This is a genomic window from Myroides pelagicus (genome assembly GCF_009711055.1).
Taxonomy (GTDB): domain Bacteria; phylum Bacteroidota; class Bacteroidia; order Flavobacteriales; family Flavobacteriaceae; genus Flavobacterium; species Flavobacterium pelagicum.
This window is the reverse complement of the sequence record NZ_WMJY01000045.1, coordinates 1-20,467: the sequence shown is the minus strand read 5'-3', so window position 1 is coordinate 20,467 and position 20,467 is coordinate 1. Positions and strand designations below refer to the sequence as shown.

Annotated in this window: 14 protein-coding genes and 1 pseudogene; 9 read left to right on the top strand and 6 right to left on the bottom strand. The window is 35.8% G+C overall.

The annotated features are described in order from the left end of the window. From GJV77_RS13390 to GJV77_RS13375, 4 genes and pseudogenes are all read right to left on the bottom strand, one after another. Positions 1 to 542 (bottom strand): annotated as a pseudogene (locus tag GJV77_RS13390) (DUF6088 family protein); the annotation flags it as partial. A gap of 124 nt (positions 543 to 666) precedes the next feature. Continuing rightward, on the bottom strand, positions 667 to 1,794 hold the full coding sequence (locus tag GJV77_RS13385; protein ID WP_155036849.1) for an FAD-dependent monooxygenase: 1,128 nt from the start codon (positions 1,792 to 1,794) through the stop codon (positions 667 to 669). A gap of 167 nt (positions 1,795 to 1,961) precedes the next feature. Then, positions 1,962 to 2,471: an HPP family protein gene (locus tag GJV77_RS13380; protein WP_155036848.1), complete on the bottom strand. Its 510-nt coding sequence runs from the start codon at positions 2,469 to 2,471 to the stop codon at positions 1,962 to 1,964. Continuing rightward, positions 2,471 to 3,001, bottom strand: a complete 531-nt coding sequence (locus tag GJV77_RS13375; RefSeq protein ID WP_155036847.1) for a TetR/AcrR family transcriptional regulator — start codon at positions 2,999 to 3,001, stop codon at positions 2,471 to 2,473. Before GJV77_RS13375 ends, GJV77_RS13380 begins: the two co-directional genes overlap by 1 nt. 580 nt (positions 3,002 to 3,581) lie before the next feature. Here GJV77_RS13375 and GJV77_RS13370 point away from each other — a divergent pair. From GJV77_RS13370 to GJV77_RS13345, 6 genes are all read left to right on the top strand, one after another. Next, positions 3,582 to 5,114, top strand: a complete 1,533-nt coding sequence (locus GJV77_RS13370) for a SulP family inorganic anion transporter (protein WP_155036846.1) — start codon at positions 3,582 to 3,584, stop codon at positions 5,112 to 5,114. Positions 5,115 to 5,308: 194 nt separating this feature from the next. Further along, positions 5,309 to 6,982 carry a HEAT repeat domain-containing protein gene (locus GJV77_RS13365; RefSeq protein WP_155036845.1) on the top strand — a complete coding sequence of 558 codons (1,674 nt, stop codon included), beginning with the start codon at positions 5,309 to 5,311 and terminating at the stop codon, positions 6,980 to 6,982. A gap of 4 nt (positions 6,983 to 6,986) precedes the next feature. Next, a complete protein-coding gene (locus GJV77_RS13360; protein ID WP_155036844.1) occupies positions 6,987 to 8,438 on the top strand; it encodes an SWIM zinc finger family protein in 1,452 nt (483 codons plus the stop codon). Positions 8,439 to 8,451: 13 nt separating this feature from the next. Further along, entirely contained in the window at positions 8,452 to 9,543 is a 1,092-nt protein-coding gene (locus tag GJV77_RS13355; RefSeq protein ID WP_155036843.1) for an ATP-binding protein, read from the top strand. A gap of 57 nt (positions 9,544 to 9,600) precedes the next feature. Further along, positions 9,601 to 11,904 carry a DUF5682 family protein gene (locus tag GJV77_RS13350; protein WP_155036842.1) on the top strand — a complete coding sequence of 768 codons (2,304 nt, stop codon included), beginning with the start codon at positions 9,601 to 9,603 and terminating at the stop codon, positions 11,902 to 11,904. Between the two features lie 11 nt (positions 11,905 to 11,915). Further along, entirely contained in the window at positions 11,916 to 13,070 is a 1,155-nt protein-coding gene (locus GJV77_RS13345) for a VWA domain-containing protein (RefSeq protein WP_155036841.1), read from the top strand. A 60-nt stretch (positions 13,071 to 13,130) separates the two neighbouring features. On the opposite strand, the gene GJV77_RS13340 is transcribed toward GJV77_RS13345, so the two are convergent. Next, entirely contained in the window at positions 13,131 to 13,442 is a 312-nt protein-coding gene (locus tag GJV77_RS13340) for a hypothetical protein (RefSeq protein WP_155036840.1), read from the bottom strand. 137 nt (positions 13,443 to 13,579) lie between these two features. Here GJV77_RS13340 and GJV77_RS13335 point away from each other — a divergent pair, with 137 nt between their 5' ends. From GJV77_RS13335 to GJV77_RS13325, 3 genes are all read left to right on the top strand, one after another. Continuing rightward, the gene (locus GJV77_RS13335; protein WP_155036839.1) at positions 13,580 to 14,164 is read left to right on the top strand and encodes a pentapeptide repeat-containing protein; all 585 of its coding nucleotides are present in this window, start codon (positions 13,580 to 13,582) and stop codon (positions 14,162 to 14,164) included. A gap of 189 nt (positions 14,165 to 14,353) precedes the next feature. Next, the gene (locus GJV77_RS13330) at positions 14,354 to 16,657 is read left to right on the top strand and encodes a leucine-rich repeat domain-containing protein (protein ID WP_155036838.1); all 2,304 of its coding nucleotides are present in this window, start codon (positions 14,354 to 14,356) and stop codon (positions 16,655 to 16,657) included. 119 nt (positions 16,658 to 16,776) lie between these two features. Further along, positions 16,777 to 17,343 (top strand): DUF1543 domain-containing protein, encoded by a 567-nt coding sequence (locus tag GJV77_RS13325; protein ID WP_155036837.1) that lies wholly within the window; start codon positions 16,777 to 16,779, stop codon positions 17,341 to 17,343. Positions 17,344 to 17,420: 77 nt separating this feature from the next. Here the strand turns inward: GJV77_RS13325 and GJV77_RS13320 are convergent, their stop codons facing one another. After that, positions 17,421 to 20,096 (bottom strand): toxin-antitoxin system YwqK family antitoxin, encoded by a 2,676-nt coding sequence (locus tag GJV77_RS13320; protein WP_155036836.1) that lies wholly within the window; start codon positions 20,094 to 20,096, stop codon positions 17,421 to 17,423. Positions 20,097 to 20,467 lie beyond the last annotated feature (371 nt).

Below are 20,467 nucleotides of genomic sequence, written 5' to 3'. Positions count from 1 at the left end.
ATGACTAATGTTGCATTTATAACTTGAATTCACGGTTAATTTAATGACATTTAAAAAAGAATCTGTAATTTCTTTTTGCCCCTTCTCTTTAAAAGCCTGTACTACTAAATGTAACAGATTATCTTTTATCATAAGATTTTTAGGGACAGTCCTCTTAAAACTAATCTTTCTATTTCCAACCTTAATTTCTCTTTGAGATCCTTCAGTCAAATAAACAATCTTTAAGGGAATCTGGGTTGTAATCCTAATAGATACAACGCTAATACACCAGTTGGCACTATACGCACCTTATCTCTTTTTGCAATCTCATTTGCAATTTCCTCTATACTAGGATAAATTGTTCCTAATAAAGAATCTTGCTTTGGTTTTATATAAATACCATGGGCTAATCGTTCAATAAGGTTTTCTTTTTCTAAACGAGAGAGTACTTGGCGAATATTGTCAGCTGTACCATATTTAACAAAATCATTAGCGAAAAAAATTTCTCCACGCTTAGATTTAGAAATCTTCTCTACTATCTGATTACTAATAGATTCATTCATAAAAAAAGATTTACATTTGTCACAAATTTAATCAATATTTGTGACAAATATCTCTTTCAGTTAATCAAAATATTTGTTTATCGCGTGGGGGTTCTATAGTTATACTACAGCGCTGTTTGTGTCTTTATACTTCTTGCAAGTCAAATATCTTCTTCATTTGCCAGTTTTTCAAAAAACCAGGTATAAATCGGAATATAGCATTTCGTATTGTTATCAAATTGGGATGATTAAGTTGAGCCACCTGTCCCATCATCCAGCTCTGCTTGACAATTGCATGGGCTTTTTGACGGCGAATTCCCGTATAGCGTTCTAAAGATTCTTCTAAAGAATAGTTAACTAGCAATTTACTAATCACATAGACATCTTCTATTGCTTGACAGGCGCCTTGTCCAAGATTTGGTGTTGTCGCGTGTGCGGCATCTCCGATTAGAGCCACCTTGTTTTTATACCACTGATCTAATAATGGCAAATCCTGTATTTTACTCAAAAATATATCATCTGATTTTGTTTCTGCAAATAACTGCTGAACCATAGGGTGACAATCCGAAGTCAACGCAGTAAGATCTTTGGTCTGCTCATAGATTGATTCATTTACCAAGAAATACCAATACACTTGTCTATCAATCAGCTTGACAAAGCCAAAGCGCTTAGCCCTTCCCCATCCTTCTAAGGAAAGGTTGTCATACGCCTCAGGTAAATCTATATCCAAAACGCCTCGCCAACATACCTGCTTAGCTTCGCGCAAAGGATAAGCCCCAAATTTTGTTTCTCTAACTTTTGACCGAATACCATCAGCTCCTATTATATAAGTATGTATTGCACAACTACCATCGGTAAAAATCAACTGATGATCTCCTGATTCGAGAGAATCTATACCTTCCAGTCGCTTATTTAATATTATGTGCTCCATACCTACTGCTTCAACTAAAACTTTGTGCAACTCACTTCGGTGAATAGCCATATTAGCTAATTGGTACTGTGTCTCAAAAGGTGATAAATCAGATTCAGTTAAGACATTTAAGTTTAGGTCTGTCAATTGTACTTTCAAGATTCGCTGTCCTACTTCATAGAGTTTATCAGACAGACCGAGATGGCGATAAACTTGCATCGCATTGGTTGCCATAGCTATTCCTGCCCCTACTGGTTTTATTTCTTCTGCTGATTCATAAACGACAAAGGGAATATTCGCTCGCTTGAGTGCTACTGCCATTGTCAATCCTGCTATGCCTGCTCCTATTATACTTACTTTCATACCTTTTTTCTTTTGAATAGCTAAGATAACCAAAAGCAAAAGAGGATTTATATTACCACTCCATATAAACCCTCTTTTACATATCTATTCTTTGAATTGACGTTTTTTGATTGATTACCTTGTTATAGAGAATCCTATATTACCTCAAAACTATTTCTCAAAATTGACTACCACCAATATTTTGGATACTTTCTTAGTTTACTTATATTGTTAAACAATAGTGCAATAAGTGTAATAATCAATGAACCGGTCAACACAGGGTTCAGTAAAAACGACCAACTAGCTCCTGCTAATATTATAACCAGTGGGTCTGCTCCTGCAGGTGGATGAGTTGTCTTGGTCAATAACATCAGCCCGATTGAAGCGCCAACCCCTATCGCTAACGAATACCATTGTGTCCCCAAAAAAGTTAGACATAGTAGCCCTATGATACTCGAAAGTATATGACCTCCTATGATGTTTCTAGGTTGTGCTAAAGGACTATCCGGTACACCAAATGCCAACACACAGGTCGCTCCAAATGGAGCCATGATTAAGGGCATATCCATTTCTTTGGTCATATACGCAACTACTCCTATAGCTATCATTCCTCCCAGACCTGAGTAAAACGAATGTTTTGAGCTAGCCGACTTTGGACTTACCTCTGTAGTCTTAAATTTTGAAACGTATTTCTTCATTATAATTGTTGTTTTAGTAGTTCGATGGTTTGTTCTACACAAGCTGAAGACTGGCTTACCTGACTTTCTACTAGGCAGGCTTCAAAAAGCATATATACCATAAATGCTTTTTGCTTGTCTTCGATAAGTTCTTCAAAATAAATTCTTAAACCTGCTTTGTGGGACTCAATGATTTCATAAATAGCACCTGTATGCTCAACTAGCTCAGCTAGCATATTTATGAATGCACACCCTTGATAGTTCTCTTTTACATTCATTAATAGAATATATTCAAAAGCTTTAATCACTTTTTCATTATTCGCTTTCACTTTGGCTACTTCCCGATTCAATCCCTCAAACCAATAAATATGTCGGGCTTCTAAATAGGCTGCTGCTAAGTCATCTTTCGTTTTATAGTGATCATAGAAGCTTGCCTTTGCTACTTTCGCCTCTGAGATAATTCTATTAATTCCTGTGGAATGATATCCATTTTGATGAAAGAGTACAGTTGCTGCTTTTAAAACTCTTTCCTTAGGTGAATTTTCTTTCATAGGGCAAATGTAAATAAAAAAACAGACAAGTCTGTCCGTTTTAAATAAAAAAGATAAAAATACAGTTACTTTTAAAAACTATTTTTATTCATAAAAACATCCGAATAACGCCTTTTCCTCCTGTATCTTGAACAATATAAAAAAGAAACAACCATCTAAATATCAATTAATAACGAAGAAAAATATCAAACTCTTTCCTTTTTTTATTTCCTCATATCCTATCATGCGTGCAGTATACGTGCAGAATGCTTGAGGTTTTCTTGCCAAAAACACCCTCCCGGGCTAGTATACCTCACGTATTCTGCACTAATTCTGCACGCTTGGCAGGAAATATCAAGAGAGAACTACAATTAATACACTTTTCTAAAATAGAAATCCTTCCCAATTAGTATAACACAGAAGCAACTAATTGTAAAAAACTGCTTCTAAACTTACTTTTTGCAACCTAATGTATAGTATCCGTAAAAAAACAAGTAGTTTTGCGTATTATAACAGAAAATAAACATTACAAGTCGCTTTACTATTCATTTTTTACATATCCAACAACGTAAAAAGTCTAGCGATTTCAAAAACAACATGTATGAAAAAACTAGTCAATCTATTTGATTTTAGTCAACCTATTAATTACAAAAACGAAATACTCGCCGGTCTTGCAGTATCCATGACCATGATACCAGAGTCTTTGTCCTTTGCTATTTTGGCTGGATTACCTCCTCTTACTGGATTATATGCAGCCTTTTTGATGGGGATAGTAACTGCAGTACTTGGCGGACGTCCAGGAATGGTGTCTGGTGGTGCGGGAGCCACTGTTGTTGTACTAATCGCTTTGGCAGCTGCTCACGGTATTGAGTACTTATTCGCAGCTGTAGTCTTAGCAGGTATATTACAACTCTTAGTGGGAATTTTTAAGCTTGGGAAGTTCGTCAGACTAATCCCTTCTCCAGTGATGTACGGATTTCTAAACGGACTAGCCATTATTATCTTTATGTCACAAGTGGATCAGTTTCGCGTGGAAGTGGACGGGGTGAAATATTGGTTTCAGAACATGCCTTTATACATTATGGGAGGTTTGACCTTATTGACTATTGCTATTGTGATTATTTTACCCAAAATCACCAAAGCAGTCCCAGCATCATTAGTTGCTATTATTGTAGTATTTGCTCTTGTTTATTTCTTTGATATTGATACAAAAAAAGTAATTGATATTGCCTCAGTAGGAGGTTCTCTACCGAGTTTTCACATACCAAGCATTCCATTTACTTGGGAGACATTAAAACTAATTTTCCCTTATTCACTTGTCATGGCGGGAGTAGGATTGATTGAAAGTTTACTGACTCTAAACATGGTTGATGAGATCACAGGTACACGAGGAAGCTCGAACAAAGAAGCTACAGCCCAAGGTATCGCCAATATGACCAATGGATTCTTTGGAGGTATGGGAGGTTGTGCGATGGTAGCTCAGTCTATGGTCAATATTAGTGCTGGTGGTCGTACTAGACTATCAGCTATTGTAGCTTCAGTGGCTATTTTATTCATTATCCTAGTAGCTGGCCCAGTGATTGAGCAGATCCCGATGGCTGCTCTAGTTGGAGTCATGATGATGGTTGCGATTGGTACTTTTGAGTGGGCTAGCTTTAAGATCGTAAACAAAATGCCTCTTCACGATATTTTTGTTATTGTACTTGTAGCTACCATTACAGTGGTAGAACACAACCTTGCTAAAGCTGTGCTAATTGGAGTGGTTGTTTCAGCATTGGTATTTGCTTGGGAAAGTGCCAAACGCATTCGCGCTAGAAAGTATACCGATAATCACGGAGTAAAACACTATGAAATTTACGGACCTTTATTCTTCGGGTCAACTACTACTTTTATGGAAAAATTCGATGTCGAAAATGACCCTGACAAAGTAATTATTGACTTCAAAGAAAGTAGAATTACAGATATGTCAGCAATTGAAACGGTTAATAAACTAACAGACAAATATGCCAAAGCAGGAAAAAAAGTCTATCTACAACACCTTAGTTTATCGTGCCGACGAATGATCAAAAACGCTCAAAGTTCTGTAGATGTAAATATATTAGAAACAGATTATTCTAAAGGAAAAAGCAATTAGTCTAGTTCCTCTTAGACTTGTTATAAACCAAGCACCTCAATTAACGTGTATATTGTTCGCGTTAATTGAGGTGCTATTTTTTTTAGCATAATTCACTTAAATTAAAATATCCCCTATATCCGTGAATAAATTTATAGAGCCTTTACTTAAATTTGTTTAAAACTTGATCGAGAATAATTGAAAAAATAGACACGATGAAAATACCTGTTTTGAATGATTTACAACAAGAGGTAAATCGCCTATATATAGCGGGAAGCAAATTTGCTGCTAATGACCCAAGGCTAAAAAAGTTTGTCCCTACCCTTGAAGCTATGGCTCAAAAAGCCCCCGTATTTAAAAAAATATCTGATAATCTGACTGCGTTAATTCAAAGTGATGAACATAGTTCAGCTACGCATTTATTCGAATTAGGAAACCTATTGTATGCTATTCTATATACACAGTCGGATACTGATATTACCCCTTTAGACAACAAACAACCTCTAGTACCGATTGTTTCTATTGAAGACATGAATACCAATCACCGTTATAGTCAGGTCAAACCTATCATCGATGCACTGACTACAACAAGCTCTGGAAGGTATAACATCATCGATACAGCTGCAGAAGATGGACTTTTAAAAGACAGTCGTTTTTACCTTTACATTGCAAAAGCAGTAAATGATAAGTATAGCGAATTAAGTGAACTGATCATCAACCACATTATCCCTAGTATTGGATTGCCTATTGTTCCATTTTTAACCAAGCAATTAGTTCTTGATGACATAGCAATAAACGTAAAGACCCTTACTGCATTAGGTAATATTAAACAGGCTGATGTACTAACAATATTAGATCAAGTCGTAGAAGAAAACAACACGACAAAACTACTAGGCGTAGCCTTAGAAATATACGGTAATTACCCAGAACGCGAAGAAGTATTATATGGTTTTACCACACACAAAAATGCAAAAGTTCGCGAAGGTGCCATTAAAGGACTCGCTGCCTTAAATACACCTAAAGCCATCGAACACATGCTACACTTACTTCGCACCAAAAAAACAGAAACATACCAAAATCTAATTCTAGACGTACTTACGTATCTTCCTGAGAAAAAACACCTATTAGAGGAGACACTAGCTTATGTACAAGAAACTTTTGATGAGTTTACTCAAGGAGCAATGAACCCAACAGAAAAACAAGCTAAAAAACAAATAACAATCTATGATTTTGGGGATACCATAGATATTCTAAGAGGTATTCAAATCCCAGGTGTAAAGAACTTTATTGTCAATGCGACTCATTTCTTTATTGTTAACTATAAGTATTTCGACAATTCTGGAATTAGATATATGAGTAGCTTACTGAGAGACTACCAAGCTCAAGAATGCTTCGATATGTACACTGAAGTTGAAGCAAAACTGGATAAAGATACTAAAGAATTTAGAAGAAATGGCGAACTAAATCAATTCTATACAAACTTTCTCAACTATCATTTATACTTAGAAGTAGACAAAGATATCTTTTACGATAAGTTTCATGCTAAAATAGCAAACAAACAAATTGATTTTCACCACTTAGATCAAGTTTACCAAGGATATGCTGAAGACGCCTGGGAAGTGTTACGTGCTAAACCTTATCGCTTAGCAGATGGCTGGTATGAGGTGTTAATGCGTGTTTTAGAGCCTCAGCTCAATTCAAATTCATTATATGAAGTAAGTACTTTCCTTCATCAAATTGTAGGGCTAAAAATGTATTTCGATAAACCATTTAGTGAAATAGAAGAGTTTATTGAGAAGGTAGAAAATAGCTCTAGAAAAAGAAAAGAAGTACTCGAACACTACACAAAAAAACAGATAGAGTACTACAAACAATCACTAAAAAAGTAGTCAAATGATCAAATTAGATAATTCAATAATAGAAGGCTTAGCAACTAATGCCTCAGCCACTAAAAATGGTAAAGACTTAGTAAACAAAGGTAAATTCAACAATCTACATATCAATAACGAACAGGATCTAATCTGGGGAGAATGTGCTGGTAGTGGAAAGACCCCATACAGATGCTCTGTGGACTTCATCGATGAGCACAACCCTGTGGGAAGGTGTTCTTGTCCAAGCCGTCAGTTTCCTTGTAAACACGCACTAGGACTAATGTATGCTTATGTAGATGGCCTCTCTTTTAGCATCGCAGAACCTGCTGAAGATCTCTTGAACAAGCGTGAAAAAGTAGAAACACGCAAGCAAAAGAAAGAACAAGAGAAAGTATCGTTAAAAGATAAAGCTGCTAAACCTAAAAAAGTGAATAAAGCAACTTTGCTGAAAAAATACAATGCACAGATGCAAGGTTTGGAATTAGCGGATAAACTATTTAACCAAATCATTAAAAATGGACTTTCCAGTATCGATGCGCAGGAGCGTTCAAACCTAAAGAAACAAGTCAAAGAATTAGGTAACTACCACATCAATGGTATTCAAGCTGCATTTGATACGCTAATTACTTTGACGGGAGCTAAGATTTCTACTGATCAGTTAATCAGTCAAATTAACTTACTAGGGGCTATCCTAAAAAAAGCAAAAACGTATATTCAAGAGCGAATTGATAATCCAGAACTTACACCAGAGATAGATTCCTCTATTGAAGAGTTGATTGGGACAATCTGGAAGCTAACTGACTTGATTTCACTTGGTTTATACAAAGAAAATGTTGAGCTTATCCAATTAGCCTATACATCGATAGAATTAAATAGTAAACAAGATAGTATCAATGAAGGGGTATGGTTTGATTTGTCATCTTGTCAAATCTATAGAACCTATAATCATGTACCAGCTAAAGCTAAAAAATACATCAAAGAGGAAGATAGCATCTTTGAAGTATTACAGCTTAAAGACCTATACATTTATCCTGGAGATAAAACAACACGTCGTATTCGCTGGGAAGACAACACACAAGCATACCGACCACTTGTAAGCACTGACTATATTAATATCATCAATAATGCAGATTCAGACTATGCTAGTCTAATAAAAGAAATCAAAGGGTCTATCAAAAACCCGATGAACACAAAGTCTCCCTTTGCACTATTGTCCTTAGAAAAAGTGTACCAAGTAGAAGACAACTTAGTGATCGAAGATACAAAAGGTAATCGCCTTACATTAATCAACGACACAGATAATGAAGGTACATCAGTAATCAATACAACTGAGAACCTAAAAAACTTTTTACCTAATGAGGTAAAATCAATGGCGCTACTTGTTCGCTTCAGAACTAACCTAACAGAAGGAACTCTATACGTAGAACCTGTATCATTAATCACAGAACAAAAAATAATTCGTTTACTTTTCTAAATAATGACTTACCATGAGTAAAAAAGATGTATTAAGGCTACCTGCCGAACAACTATATAAGCACGAATTAGACGCTTTAAAGAAAGAAGATAAAAAAGAAGACAAACCAGCAGGGTGGCAACTATCACCCAAAGCAGTATTAAAATATATCATCGGTGGAACTGCAGAAGGCGTTGAAATTACGCCAAAGTACATTGGACACGATCGTCTAGTTGAGATTGCTATTGCTACCTTGTTGACAGACCGCTCTCTATTGCTTATCGGAGAACCTGGTACTGCAAAATCATGGTTGTCTGAAAACCTAACAGCAGCTATCTGCGGTGATTCGAACAAAGTAATACAAGGGACTGCAGGTACAAGTGAAGAACAAGTAAAATACGCTTGGAATTACGCTATGCTTTTAGCCAATGGCCCAACAGAGCAAGCACTAATCAAAAGTCCCGTTTACCGCGCTATGGAAACGGGTAGTGTAGCACGATTTGAGGAAATATCGCGCTGTGCTTCTGAGGTTCAAGATGCATTAATCTCAATCATGTCTGAAAAGAATATCGCTATACCTGAATTAGGCTCAGAAGTAAACGCACAACGCGGGTTCTCTATCATTGCAACTGCTAATACTAGAGACAAAGGGGTAAATGATATGTCTTCAGCTCTAAAACGCCGTTTTAACATCATTGTACTCCCTTCTCCTGCTGATTTAGAAACAGAAGTGGCTATCGTACAAAAACGCGTCAAAGAAATAGCTGCAAATTATCAGCTAAAAGCTACACTACCTAATCAAGAGGAAGTAGAGAAAATCGTAACGATCTTTAGAGAGCTACGTCAAGGAGCAACACTAGACAATAAACAAAAACTAAAAGCTCCAAGTGGGGTAATCTCAACAGCTGAGGCTATTTCTCTATTAACCAACAGCATGGCTTTAGCTGGAAGTTTTGGAAGTGGACAAATTGCTGAAGCAGACCTTGCTGCAGGACTACAAGGAGCTATTGTAAAAGATGAAGACAAAGATAAAATTGTCTGGACAGAATACCTTGAGAATGTAATGAAAAAACGTGGAAGCCAATGGCGTGACTTATACAATAACTGTCACGAGATTAACAAATAATCGACAATCATTAATAGCCACTAAACAGATTTTTATTCATTACGCAAATTCACAATTATGGTAGAATCCAAAAACTTCTTCGGTGTCAGACACCTGTCTGCTACGACAAGTTACAACTTACTTCAATTTCTTGAAGCTAAAAAGCCGAAGTGTATCCTAATGGAAGGGCCGTCTGATGCTACCGACCTACTCTTGGAATTGGCGAATAAAAATGTAATCCCTCCTGTGGCCTTAATGGCCTACACAACGGAATTACCGATTCAATCTGTTCTATATCCCTTTGCCTTGTACTCGCCAGAATACCAAGCAACCCTATGGGCTAAAAAGAACAAGTCAAACTTTCGATTGATTGATTTACCTACAGAAGTTAGCTTAGCACTGAAAACCCAAAGTGACGCTGAATTAGCAGAACAACAAGAGGCACTTGTTAATTACCGTTTATTTCACAACGACTTGTACGATCAATTGGCTACACTCAACTGGGAAACTGATTATGAAAGTTACTGGGAACGAAAGTTTGAACATTGCTTAGATAGCCAATCTTACCAAGAGCGCATTTGCTACCAATCACAGCAAATTCGCGATATGGTTATTGACACCGAACGCGAAGCTGATCCAGTCAGCTTTGCTCATAATTATCTTCGAGAAGCCTATATGAAAAGGCAAATCGAACAAGCCTTACTAGAAGGGTTTGCAGCAGAAGATATTGTAGTAATCGTCGGAGCCTATCACGTCTCTGGGTTACTTGACCAAAACCTTACCGCACTTACTGAAAAAGAGTGCGAGCAACTACCTAAGCAAAATGCCTTAGCTACTCTTATGCCCTACTCTTACTATCGCCTTAGTAGTCGTACAGGATATGGTGCCGGAAATAAAGCACCTTATTATTTCGAGCTAATGTGGCAACACTTAGTAAACAATAATGTAAGTGATTTAGCCGCAAACTACTTATCCCGTATTGGAAAAGAACTTCGAGAAAAAGGATTTAATGCCTCTACAGCCTCTACCATTGAAGCAGTAAAACTGGCACAAGCATTATCCCACTTAAAGGGGGGACAATACCCTGTTCTCAAAGATTTACACGATGCCGCCCTTACTTGCTTTGGAGAAGGCCAGTGGAGTAAAATAGCCGAAGCTATCAATCACATTGACATAGGTACAAATATTGGAAGTCTTCCAAAAGGTATGAGTAAAACGCCAATACAAAAAGACTTTTATGAGCAAATAAACACGCTTAAACTAGACGAATACGTATCTGCTGTCGATCAAGTATTAACCCTTGACCTAAGAGAAAATATACGCGTTAAATCTCAAGAAATAGCATTCAGGGATTTAAACCGTTCTACTTTCTTACACCAATTAACTGTACTTGAGATTCCCTTTGCAATTGAAAAAAATACCTATCAGCAAAACGCTACATGGTCTGAACAATGGAATCTAAGATGGACAACTGAAGCAGAGATTGCTATTATCGAAAATAGCTTACTCGGCGAAACTATTGCTATAGCTACTGCCTTTAAGTTAAAAGAGCAACTTGATCACACTAGTAAAATTGGTATGGTTGCTAACATTATTCGACAAGCTTATAATTGTAACCTCACACATTTATTTGAGACTGCAATTATACGTCTACAAGCTATTCTGGTAGAAACAGAAGAAATAACAGACTTAGCACAAGCTACTTTTGAATTAGCAAAGCTTGTACAGTTTGGCGATTTAAGGCAATTTGATTTATTACCTCTTAAACCTATTCTACGTCAATTATTCTTACGTGCTAGCTTGTTGTTAGTCGATAGTTGTAACTGTGATCAAAAAGCAGCAGACGAAGTAACTCGAGCAATTGACCAGCTCAACTTTGTCGCACAAGAATTTTATGAAGATGTGGATATAAATCTTTGGATAGAACAACTACACAAAGTTGCTACTCGAGATGACCTCAACTATGGGCTATCAGGATTGTGTTTATCTATTCTTTTGGAACGCAACCTACTTACAGAAGTTCAGTGTACACAAGAAGTAAATAGACGTTTGTCACATGGTGTTCCCGCTGATCTAGCCGCTGCTTGGTTTGAAGGAATTGCCAGACGAAACAAATATGCCTTGCTTTCACGAGTGATGCTGTGGGAACAATTAAATGATTACGTAGCAAATCTTGATGAACAACAATATATGCACGCCCTAGTATTCCTTAGAAGAACCTTTAGTGGTTTTGACCAAGCTCAGAAAAACAGCATTGTAGAGTTACTTAGCAGTATCTGGGGAACAGATATTGAGGTCACTTCAGAAGAATTACTCAGTGAGTTAAGTGAAGAGCAAACCCAAACTTTAGATGATTTAAACGATTTTGATTTTGACTTTTAACCCGATGAAGCATGAGTGAATTAGATAAAACTAAAAGTCGCTGGAGACTAATATTAGGAGAACAAGCGACCAAATTCGAAGACAATATCTTGTCCGAAGATCAATCCATATTAGATCAGGCTCTAGCCGCAATATATGAAAGTGATAATAATTCGCTGGCAGGCAAAAAACGTGGAGGTAGTAATGCCTCTTCTCCTAACCTAGCTAAATGGTTAGTAGATGTACGTAGTTTCTTTCCAGAAGATGTAGTGAGTGTTATACAAAACGATGCAATGGAGCGCAAAGGACTCAAACAATTACTATTGCAACCAGAAGTATTACAGCACGTAAAGCCAGATATTTCCATGGTCGGTACGCTTATGTCACTAAATGGACAAATCCCTGAAAAATCTAAAGATACAGCACGGCAGTTAGTCAAAAGTGTCGTTGATGATATCATGAAGCGACTAGAACAGGACTTGCGAAAAGCAGTAACAGGTGCATTAAATAAAAAAGCCCATTCACCTATTAGCAATTTTTCGGCAACAGACTGGAAACGTACTATTCAACGAAACCTGAAAAACTATGATCCAAAAACAAAGCGAATTATTCCAGAGAAGTTTTACTTCTTCGAACGCAGACAGAAACAAAAAGATTGGACAGTAATACTCGATATTGACCAAAGTGGTTCGATGTACGAATCCATCATTTACTCTTCAGTCATGGGAGCTATATTTGCTAGTATGCCTGCTCTTGACACCCATGTTGTTGCCTTTGATACAGCAATCACCGACCTAACAGAAATGTGCGCAAATGACCCTGTAGATATGCTATTTGGAGTACAAATGGGAGGAGGAACAGATATTAATAAATCAGTCGCTTACTGTCAAACATTAATCGAAAACCCAAGCAAAACACTCTTTATATTAATATCCGATTTATATGAAGGAGGTGTGAGAAAAGGATTGCTTAGACGTATCGAAGAGATGAAGGACAGTGGAGTTACTGTATTAGTCTTATTAGCTCTTACTGATAGTGGAACACCTAGTTATGACAAAGAACTAGGGAAAGAAATCAGTAAGCGCGGTGTTGCTTGTTTTGCAGCAACACCAGATAGACTACCCGAATTAGTAGCCGCAGCTATTCAAAAACAAGACCTAAAACGCTTTGAAACCGTTGATAAATAATATTTTATTTTAATAAAAAACCATGTAAACGAGTATTTATATGGTTTTTTTATTCCCTTTTTAAAGTTTAAACAAGCTTAGAATAAACAGTCCCCCCACTACTATACTTGAATATCCATATACTTTAAGAAAGCGATCAATATCGTAAAATACTACTTGCCCATCTAGAAAATTTATCAATATCAAAAGTAGCGTTGTTACAATAAGTGCAACAACGAAAAGTATAGGTACTGCTACATAGGATATCACATTCATAGCCGCCCTATCATTCGTCCTAGACTGTTCGAAAAACCCGCCTAATATACCCAACATACACAAGGCTGCGATAATAATAAATACGATATATCCTATATTTCTAAATACATCTCCCATATCTATCTATTCTATTCATTTCATTAATAACACCTTAAATAACCTTTATAAATATAGACAACTCAACTCAGTATTCCGCATAAAACCCTTATTTTTGTACTAAATAAATCTAACAACCTATAAATACATACTATAATATGGGCGAGGTTATCTATCATCAAGATAAGTCCTTTGAATCAGTCAATTTTAATGGAAAGACCCTAATCGATAGAGAGTTTAACAATTGTAATTTTATCAATTGCAACTTTGCAGAAAGTGTGCTAAACGACAATATCTTTGATGAGTGTGTCTTTGAAAATTGTGACTTTTCTATGTCTTCTTTCTTAAGTACTGGCTTAAATAAAGTTAGGTTTATAGGGTGTAAACTAATGGGTGTTGACTTTGCTAATTGCAATAAGTTAATGTTCTCTCCTTCTTACGACAATTGTATTATGGACTACTGCTCTTTTTATGGAGCGCGTCTAAAAAACACATCATTCGTCAAGTGTTCGTTAATGGAAGTTGACTTCTGTGAAGCTGACCTTACAAGTGCTTGCTTCAAAGAAAGCGATCTTATAGGAGCTACATTCTCAAATACAGTGCTGAAAAAAGCCGACTTTAGACAAGCACAAAACATCGCTATCGATCCAGAGTACAACTCCTTAGCTAAAGCTAAGTTTACAATAGATCAACTCGAAGGTCTTTTGTATAAATACAACTTGGAGGTTGATAATAACTTCTAAACACTGCCCTACTCTGCTTATACAAAACTCCTCTCCTTTGAAATATCCCTAATTTCCGTGAAGAAAAAATCAGGTAGAATTCCTTTCTTTGTTAAGTTCACAATTGTATAGCTTCTCAATCCATAGCTGTGGTATGTACAAACCTATACTTGTGAACACCTAATTTACAAATAGAAAATATACCGATATATGTATAAGTTTATTGAGTCGTTACCTGAATACTATGCTACTATTCAAACCCAAGCTGATTTTCCAAAAGCTTATATCAATGATTTATTCTTGATTGGAAAATGTAGTAAAGACACAGATACAGTTAAACAAATCAGACAAACTTTAGAGCAAAATGCTAGCGAGGATATCATTAAAGCCTTTAAAAGTCGAAAAAAACTAATCAAGTCTATTGGTATTCCCCAGTGGCATGAAGTTTTTAATACTCTATTAGAATATGCAAATATAGCAGATGAATTAGATGTTGATTTTATTTATAACAAACTAGGATTTGATGTAATTGATGTCCGAAATAGTCATGACCCAGCTACTCTGATTCAAAACCCATCATTACTAGGAAGGTTCCCTTCAGTTAGAGTTATCAGTATCGAAGCCTTAAACTTTGAACAAGGGCTACCTGATGTTTTTGACAAGTTTACTCAGCTTAAACAATTAAGCATTGAAGGAGAATATACTATACTTCCAAATTCAATAGAAAACTTAACGACACTACAGTCTTTAGACTTAGAACTTCCCGAATTAGCACATATCGAATTTGACTTTAAAAAACTAATCGCTCTAAAAGCTTTAAAGTGTATGGACACCAATTGGCCTACCCCAACACTACCTGCCCTGCCTATAAGTATAGAAACCATAGAGTTTTCGTTAGTAAGCACTTTTAAATCAATTGGAGAAGAGCTAAATACACTCCCTGAGCTTAGCAAAATCAAGATCATGAGATGTCCTGATTTTACTACAGTCAGTGACAGGTTAAACGTACCTAACCTAACCATATTAAGCCTTTGGAAAAATGACAAGCTTCAACCCATTAGCCCTATCGTCTTCTTCAATGGCAAGATAACTTCTTTTCCTGGTGACTTAATGGATTTAGAACAACAATATACCTTTGACTCACTGACAAACTTACTTGTTTCAGACCAGGCGGTATTAGCATATTTATGTCAAAACCCCGAGTATTTTCCCAACTTAGAGAAGCTAAGTTTTTCTAATATGGAAAACCTTATAGAAATAGATGTACCATGGTCTAAATTCAATAAACTAACAAGTATTAGATTTAGAAACCTGAACGACGATAGTGGTTTGTCACAAAGTATGGAGCAATGTACCTCACTAAAACACATTGAGTTTATAAATTACAAGGCTGAGCAATTACCTGAATCTCTTGGTCGTATCAAAAAGCTAAACTCTGTAACCATAGAACAATCTGATAAACTGATAATAGACACCACTTTTCTACCTAGTATAATAGACGAGCTTACAATTGTAAACTGTGCCGAAATCAAGACCTCTAACAAAGTTATCCACATCGGTAAAGCCGCTCTAGAAAACTGCAAAGTCGAAAAGCACAGTGATTTGTTTAAGTATTTTTCGGTAAAAGTATTCAGATATTTCCCTTTAAAAAACGATACCTATGAAGTAGAAGACATCACAAGCCTGATGGCTCAGCCAGATGAACTTGTTAGTTTGTACACCAACTTACCTGTAGATCTATTAACTAGTGTCCTGGTAAACTGTAGAAACCTAACGGTATTAAAGATAAATAGTAATGTGACCTTACCGGATACTCATCCTCACTTGTCTGTGGATCAAGAGACCAAACTGCGTACCTTACAGCTGGAAAATGTTGAGATTGACAACTTAGAGCAACTCTTGAAACATAGTCCTTTACTAGAATCCATTAAACTAAAAGGATATAATCACTTCCCTACGGTTGAATTACCTTTTTTAAAAGTAGTTGATCTATCCTATTCAAAAATACCTACATTAGAAGGTTTAGACGCTCCAAATTTAGAAGTTGTAGATCTATCCCTATGTTATGAATTTGGATTAACTGGTGCGAGTGCTTTAGTCAAGTACCCTAAACTGAAAAAACTTAAGCTTCAAGGAACTAATGACTCGTTGTGTTATGTCCCTCAAGAACTTGCGACTTTACCACTGCATGAGCTTTATCTATCTGGCTATCAAATAGACCTGATACCAACCTACATTGGCCAATTTAAAGAATTGCGTACACTACACCTTAACAACTTTGATGCAGAAGGATTGCCTGAATCTTTACTAGATCTTAAGCACCTTGAGCGTCTTAGCATTGAAGGGTGTACTTTTAGTGAACCTATTCCTCCATCATTTAGAGCTCTAAAGTTGAAGAAATTACAATATACTATTAGTAAGTTTAGTGGAGCGAATATGAACCCTAAATATTACAACAACCTCATCACTGATGGATATACTGATTTAGTGAAGTGGTTTACCAAAGAAGAATAGTTCCTAAATATTTAGACTTCTAATCCCAAAAAAATACCTTTGTATATACATTACTCCCGTGTAACGAACTCTTAGTTGTACGGGAGTTTTTTATCTAACTACAATTCAAAAAGACAACGATGAGTAAAAAGCTATTTATGACTATGTTAGGAGCAACTCCCCCTGGTCGACATATAGAACAACACGATATTTATTTCGGTATTGCTACTGATATGAAAGAACTTGCGACAAGACTTAATGACTTTTGGCCCGAAGCAGGTAAAAAGCTACACGTAGATGCCTGGAGAGAAGTTAATACAGTTGAAGATTACCACATAGAAGTAGTCGATGCTACAGAAGCCGAGACAAATGACTTACGTCTATTCTTTTTAAACTTAGGAGGATACAAACCTGGTGTTTTTGACGAATTCCATCACCTATGTCTAGTTGTTGCCAATAGCTCAGCAGAAGCCATTAAAAAGGTTAAAACCTACTCTTTTTATCAAGATTATAACCTTCCTCCAAAAGGTCTGACTCATATTGATAACAAATATGGTATTGATGTCGATGAGATTTATGCTATTGAAGAAATATTAGATCCCAAACAAAAACAAGATTATAGCATTCGTATTACTCCTGCTAAAGAAGACGCCAAAGAAGATGAAATAACCTTAGGCTATATGAAGCTAAGTAGTTTTGAAAAATAAAAAAACTTATCCTAATAAACAACAAAGCCCTATCGTTGTGACGATAGGGCTTTGTTGTTGTTGATATATATTTATTGCTAATACAAACTGTTAAACATACTATTCATTTTAGTTAGTCCATACAAGTCTGAATATTTAATCTCTGCTTGGTTCATAAAAGGATCCAATCTTTTATTAGCCTTTTCAATTTTTCCAGAGAAGGAATAATCTAACTCATTAGTCGCTAAATCGTAGATTTGATACACTATTTTATTTCCTTCTAATTGGAGTTTTGTATAAGTAGTCGGTTCCTCTTTATTCCATCTTCCGTAATAATCATCTTTTATCGGTGCAAAGAAAAGAACAGTACCACTAATGAATTCTCCCTTTTCAAAACTAGCAGTGTATTTTGGGCTATTGTCTTCATAGTAAACACATGTTCCATCTAGCTGATAATCTAATAAACTATACTTGCAATAGAAGTCTCCATTAGGCTTATAAATCGTACGATTGACACGATTATTATCAATCAAATCTTTTGCTATTAAGATGCTATAATTATTATTTTCATCTACTTGATTATAATCAATTCTAATCAGTTTGCCCTTATCATAAGTCAATAATCTACTATAATCATAATAGTATTGCAGTTTTTCTCCTTGATAAGGTTTCCCTTCCTTATACTCCATTTTATAGACAATATCCCCATTGAGTTTATACTCAGCATCTATACCATGAACTTGACCGTCTTTATAGTGCTTTTCTGAAATCAACTTCTCCTTTTTAAAGCCTTCTTTCTTAGTTAATTGTCCCTTGGTATAATAAAATTTTTCAGATAGATACGCCGGCTTGACATATTTGTCATAGATCATTTCAACTCCATCTTTATTCCCTTGTTTGTATGGAGTAACTTGCCAATTCCCATAGCTATTCTTATATATAGTTCCGTCATAAGGTCTACCATCTTTAAAGATAGCTTTTGACAAAACTTGACCGTCTTGATCGTAAAAAGTTCCCTCTTTAAAGTAATCGATCTCCGATTGCAAATAATATCCTGCATTCAAATCATCACCAAATAAGATTGTATTTCCTTCTTTGGGAGAGTAATATTTTCTATGTAATAACTTATCATCCTCGTATTTCTCAATACTGCGAACATCTACATCGGTATAGTACAGAACCTTAGTACCTGTTTTTGTTTGATAATTATACGTTCCTATTTCCTTCCCTTCTTGATCATAACTAATCACACGATCTAATCGATAACTACTCCCTGAAGGTATATAATAACTAATCTTCTTAGGTTTATGACTCTTCTTGTGATACTGTACCTCTTTTGATTTGATTCCATTCACTAAAAACACTTCCTCCTTCAGATAATCCTCATTAGATTCCTCACTATTTCTCTGATATTCGCCACGATACTCGAGTACACCATCTTTATATCTATACTGATTCAACAATGCATTCAAATAGATCTCATATACGGTACCTGAATACGCTTTATAACGTCCTCTTTCGTCAATGTGATAGGAAGCCTTGCCTATTACATTTCCTTGCTTATCGTAAAACGTACTCTGATTCCCAATATGCTGCTCAAATACTTGATTGTTCAAATAATAAAATTTGGTATAATCTGTTTTCTTCCCATTCTGATAAGTAACTATCTCATTATCGGTGTACTCTGTCCCTTGATAAGGACTATAATGCTGATAATTAAGCGTAGAAATCAACTGATTCTCCTTGTCATAGTAAACAATCTTATCAATCCCTTCATACTCATTATAATAGGTAACCGATTTATGTATTCCCCCTCTGATTTGAGACAATACTTCCTCTCGCTTTACTCGTTTATTATCTTTGTATACCATTATTTCGGTTATGCGATCTCTATCTTCCCCATATCCAAAATAGTAGTAAGTTCCTTCTCTTTGTATAATTAACTGATCACCAGAAAAAGAATGGCGATACGTACCTAATAAATTCCCCTGTTTATCAAAAGTTTCTTCTATTTTTTCAGTACCTATAATTTCAGTCTTTTGTTTGACCTGACCATTGCTATAAAACGATTCTCCTGCCACAACTTCCCCAGCTTTATAAGTCTGTACATTGTCAACGATAAATCCCCTGTACTTTAACAGTCCTACATCCGTACCATCTACAGGGCAGCAATCTTTATAGGTAACCTCATAGTATATTCCCTTTTGCTTATCGACATACTCTTTTTTGACAAGACTTCCCTCTTCATTATATATCCCGACTTGATAATTATCCTTATCCGCTTGATTTACTTCTATTGTCTTAGTGTACTTCCCTTGAATGAGCTTTGTATAAATCACTGATGAACCTTCCGAGTAAACAACTTCCCCGTGAAACGGATCCTTGTTTTTGAACTCCATCACATATTCTTTATCAGTAAAGAAATCACTCGTTTTTACTCGTTCTAAAACGCCATTTTCTCCATGGTAAAAAACAATTGGTTTATTTTTTTTATATGGATTAATCACTAATTCTCCTTGATAAACAAGACGATTATTTTCGAGATGACCAATACCTTTACCGATTAACCGATTACCTTGCTTTTCATAAATGGCAATTTCTCCATCTTCTTTTCCTCCTTTGTCTATCACTATAAAATACTTCTCTTCTACCGATTCTCTATCAACAGATCTACCATAGTAATCATTGGTATAAAGTGTATCCTTGACTATTTGCGCCTGGGTGGAAAGAGTTAATAATACAATTAGATTTAGTGTTTTTTTTAGTATATTCATGTTTTCTTTTCTTCTAATTCCAAAGGTAAAAAACACAAGGTATAATTCCTTGTTTTTGACTTTTTAGTTTTGACTTTTTACCACAAAAGTTCGGCTAACACAATAGCTACCTATAAATAAAACAGTTCTTCTATAGCCCTTAAATCACTTTATTTACAACTCATTTCTTGCCAAACTTGGGCAATACCTGCAGAATACTTGCAGAATACTTGCCCAGAAGCACCTTCTCGGCAAGAAAAGTGCAAGTATACTGGTCGCATACCTCAAGAATCTCAAACTATACATCGCAGAGATCCTTCTTTTCTAATAATGCAAAAAAAGGTCGAGCATTTCTAGAGGGCACTGAAAAAGTGAGCTAATTATGAGTTCTT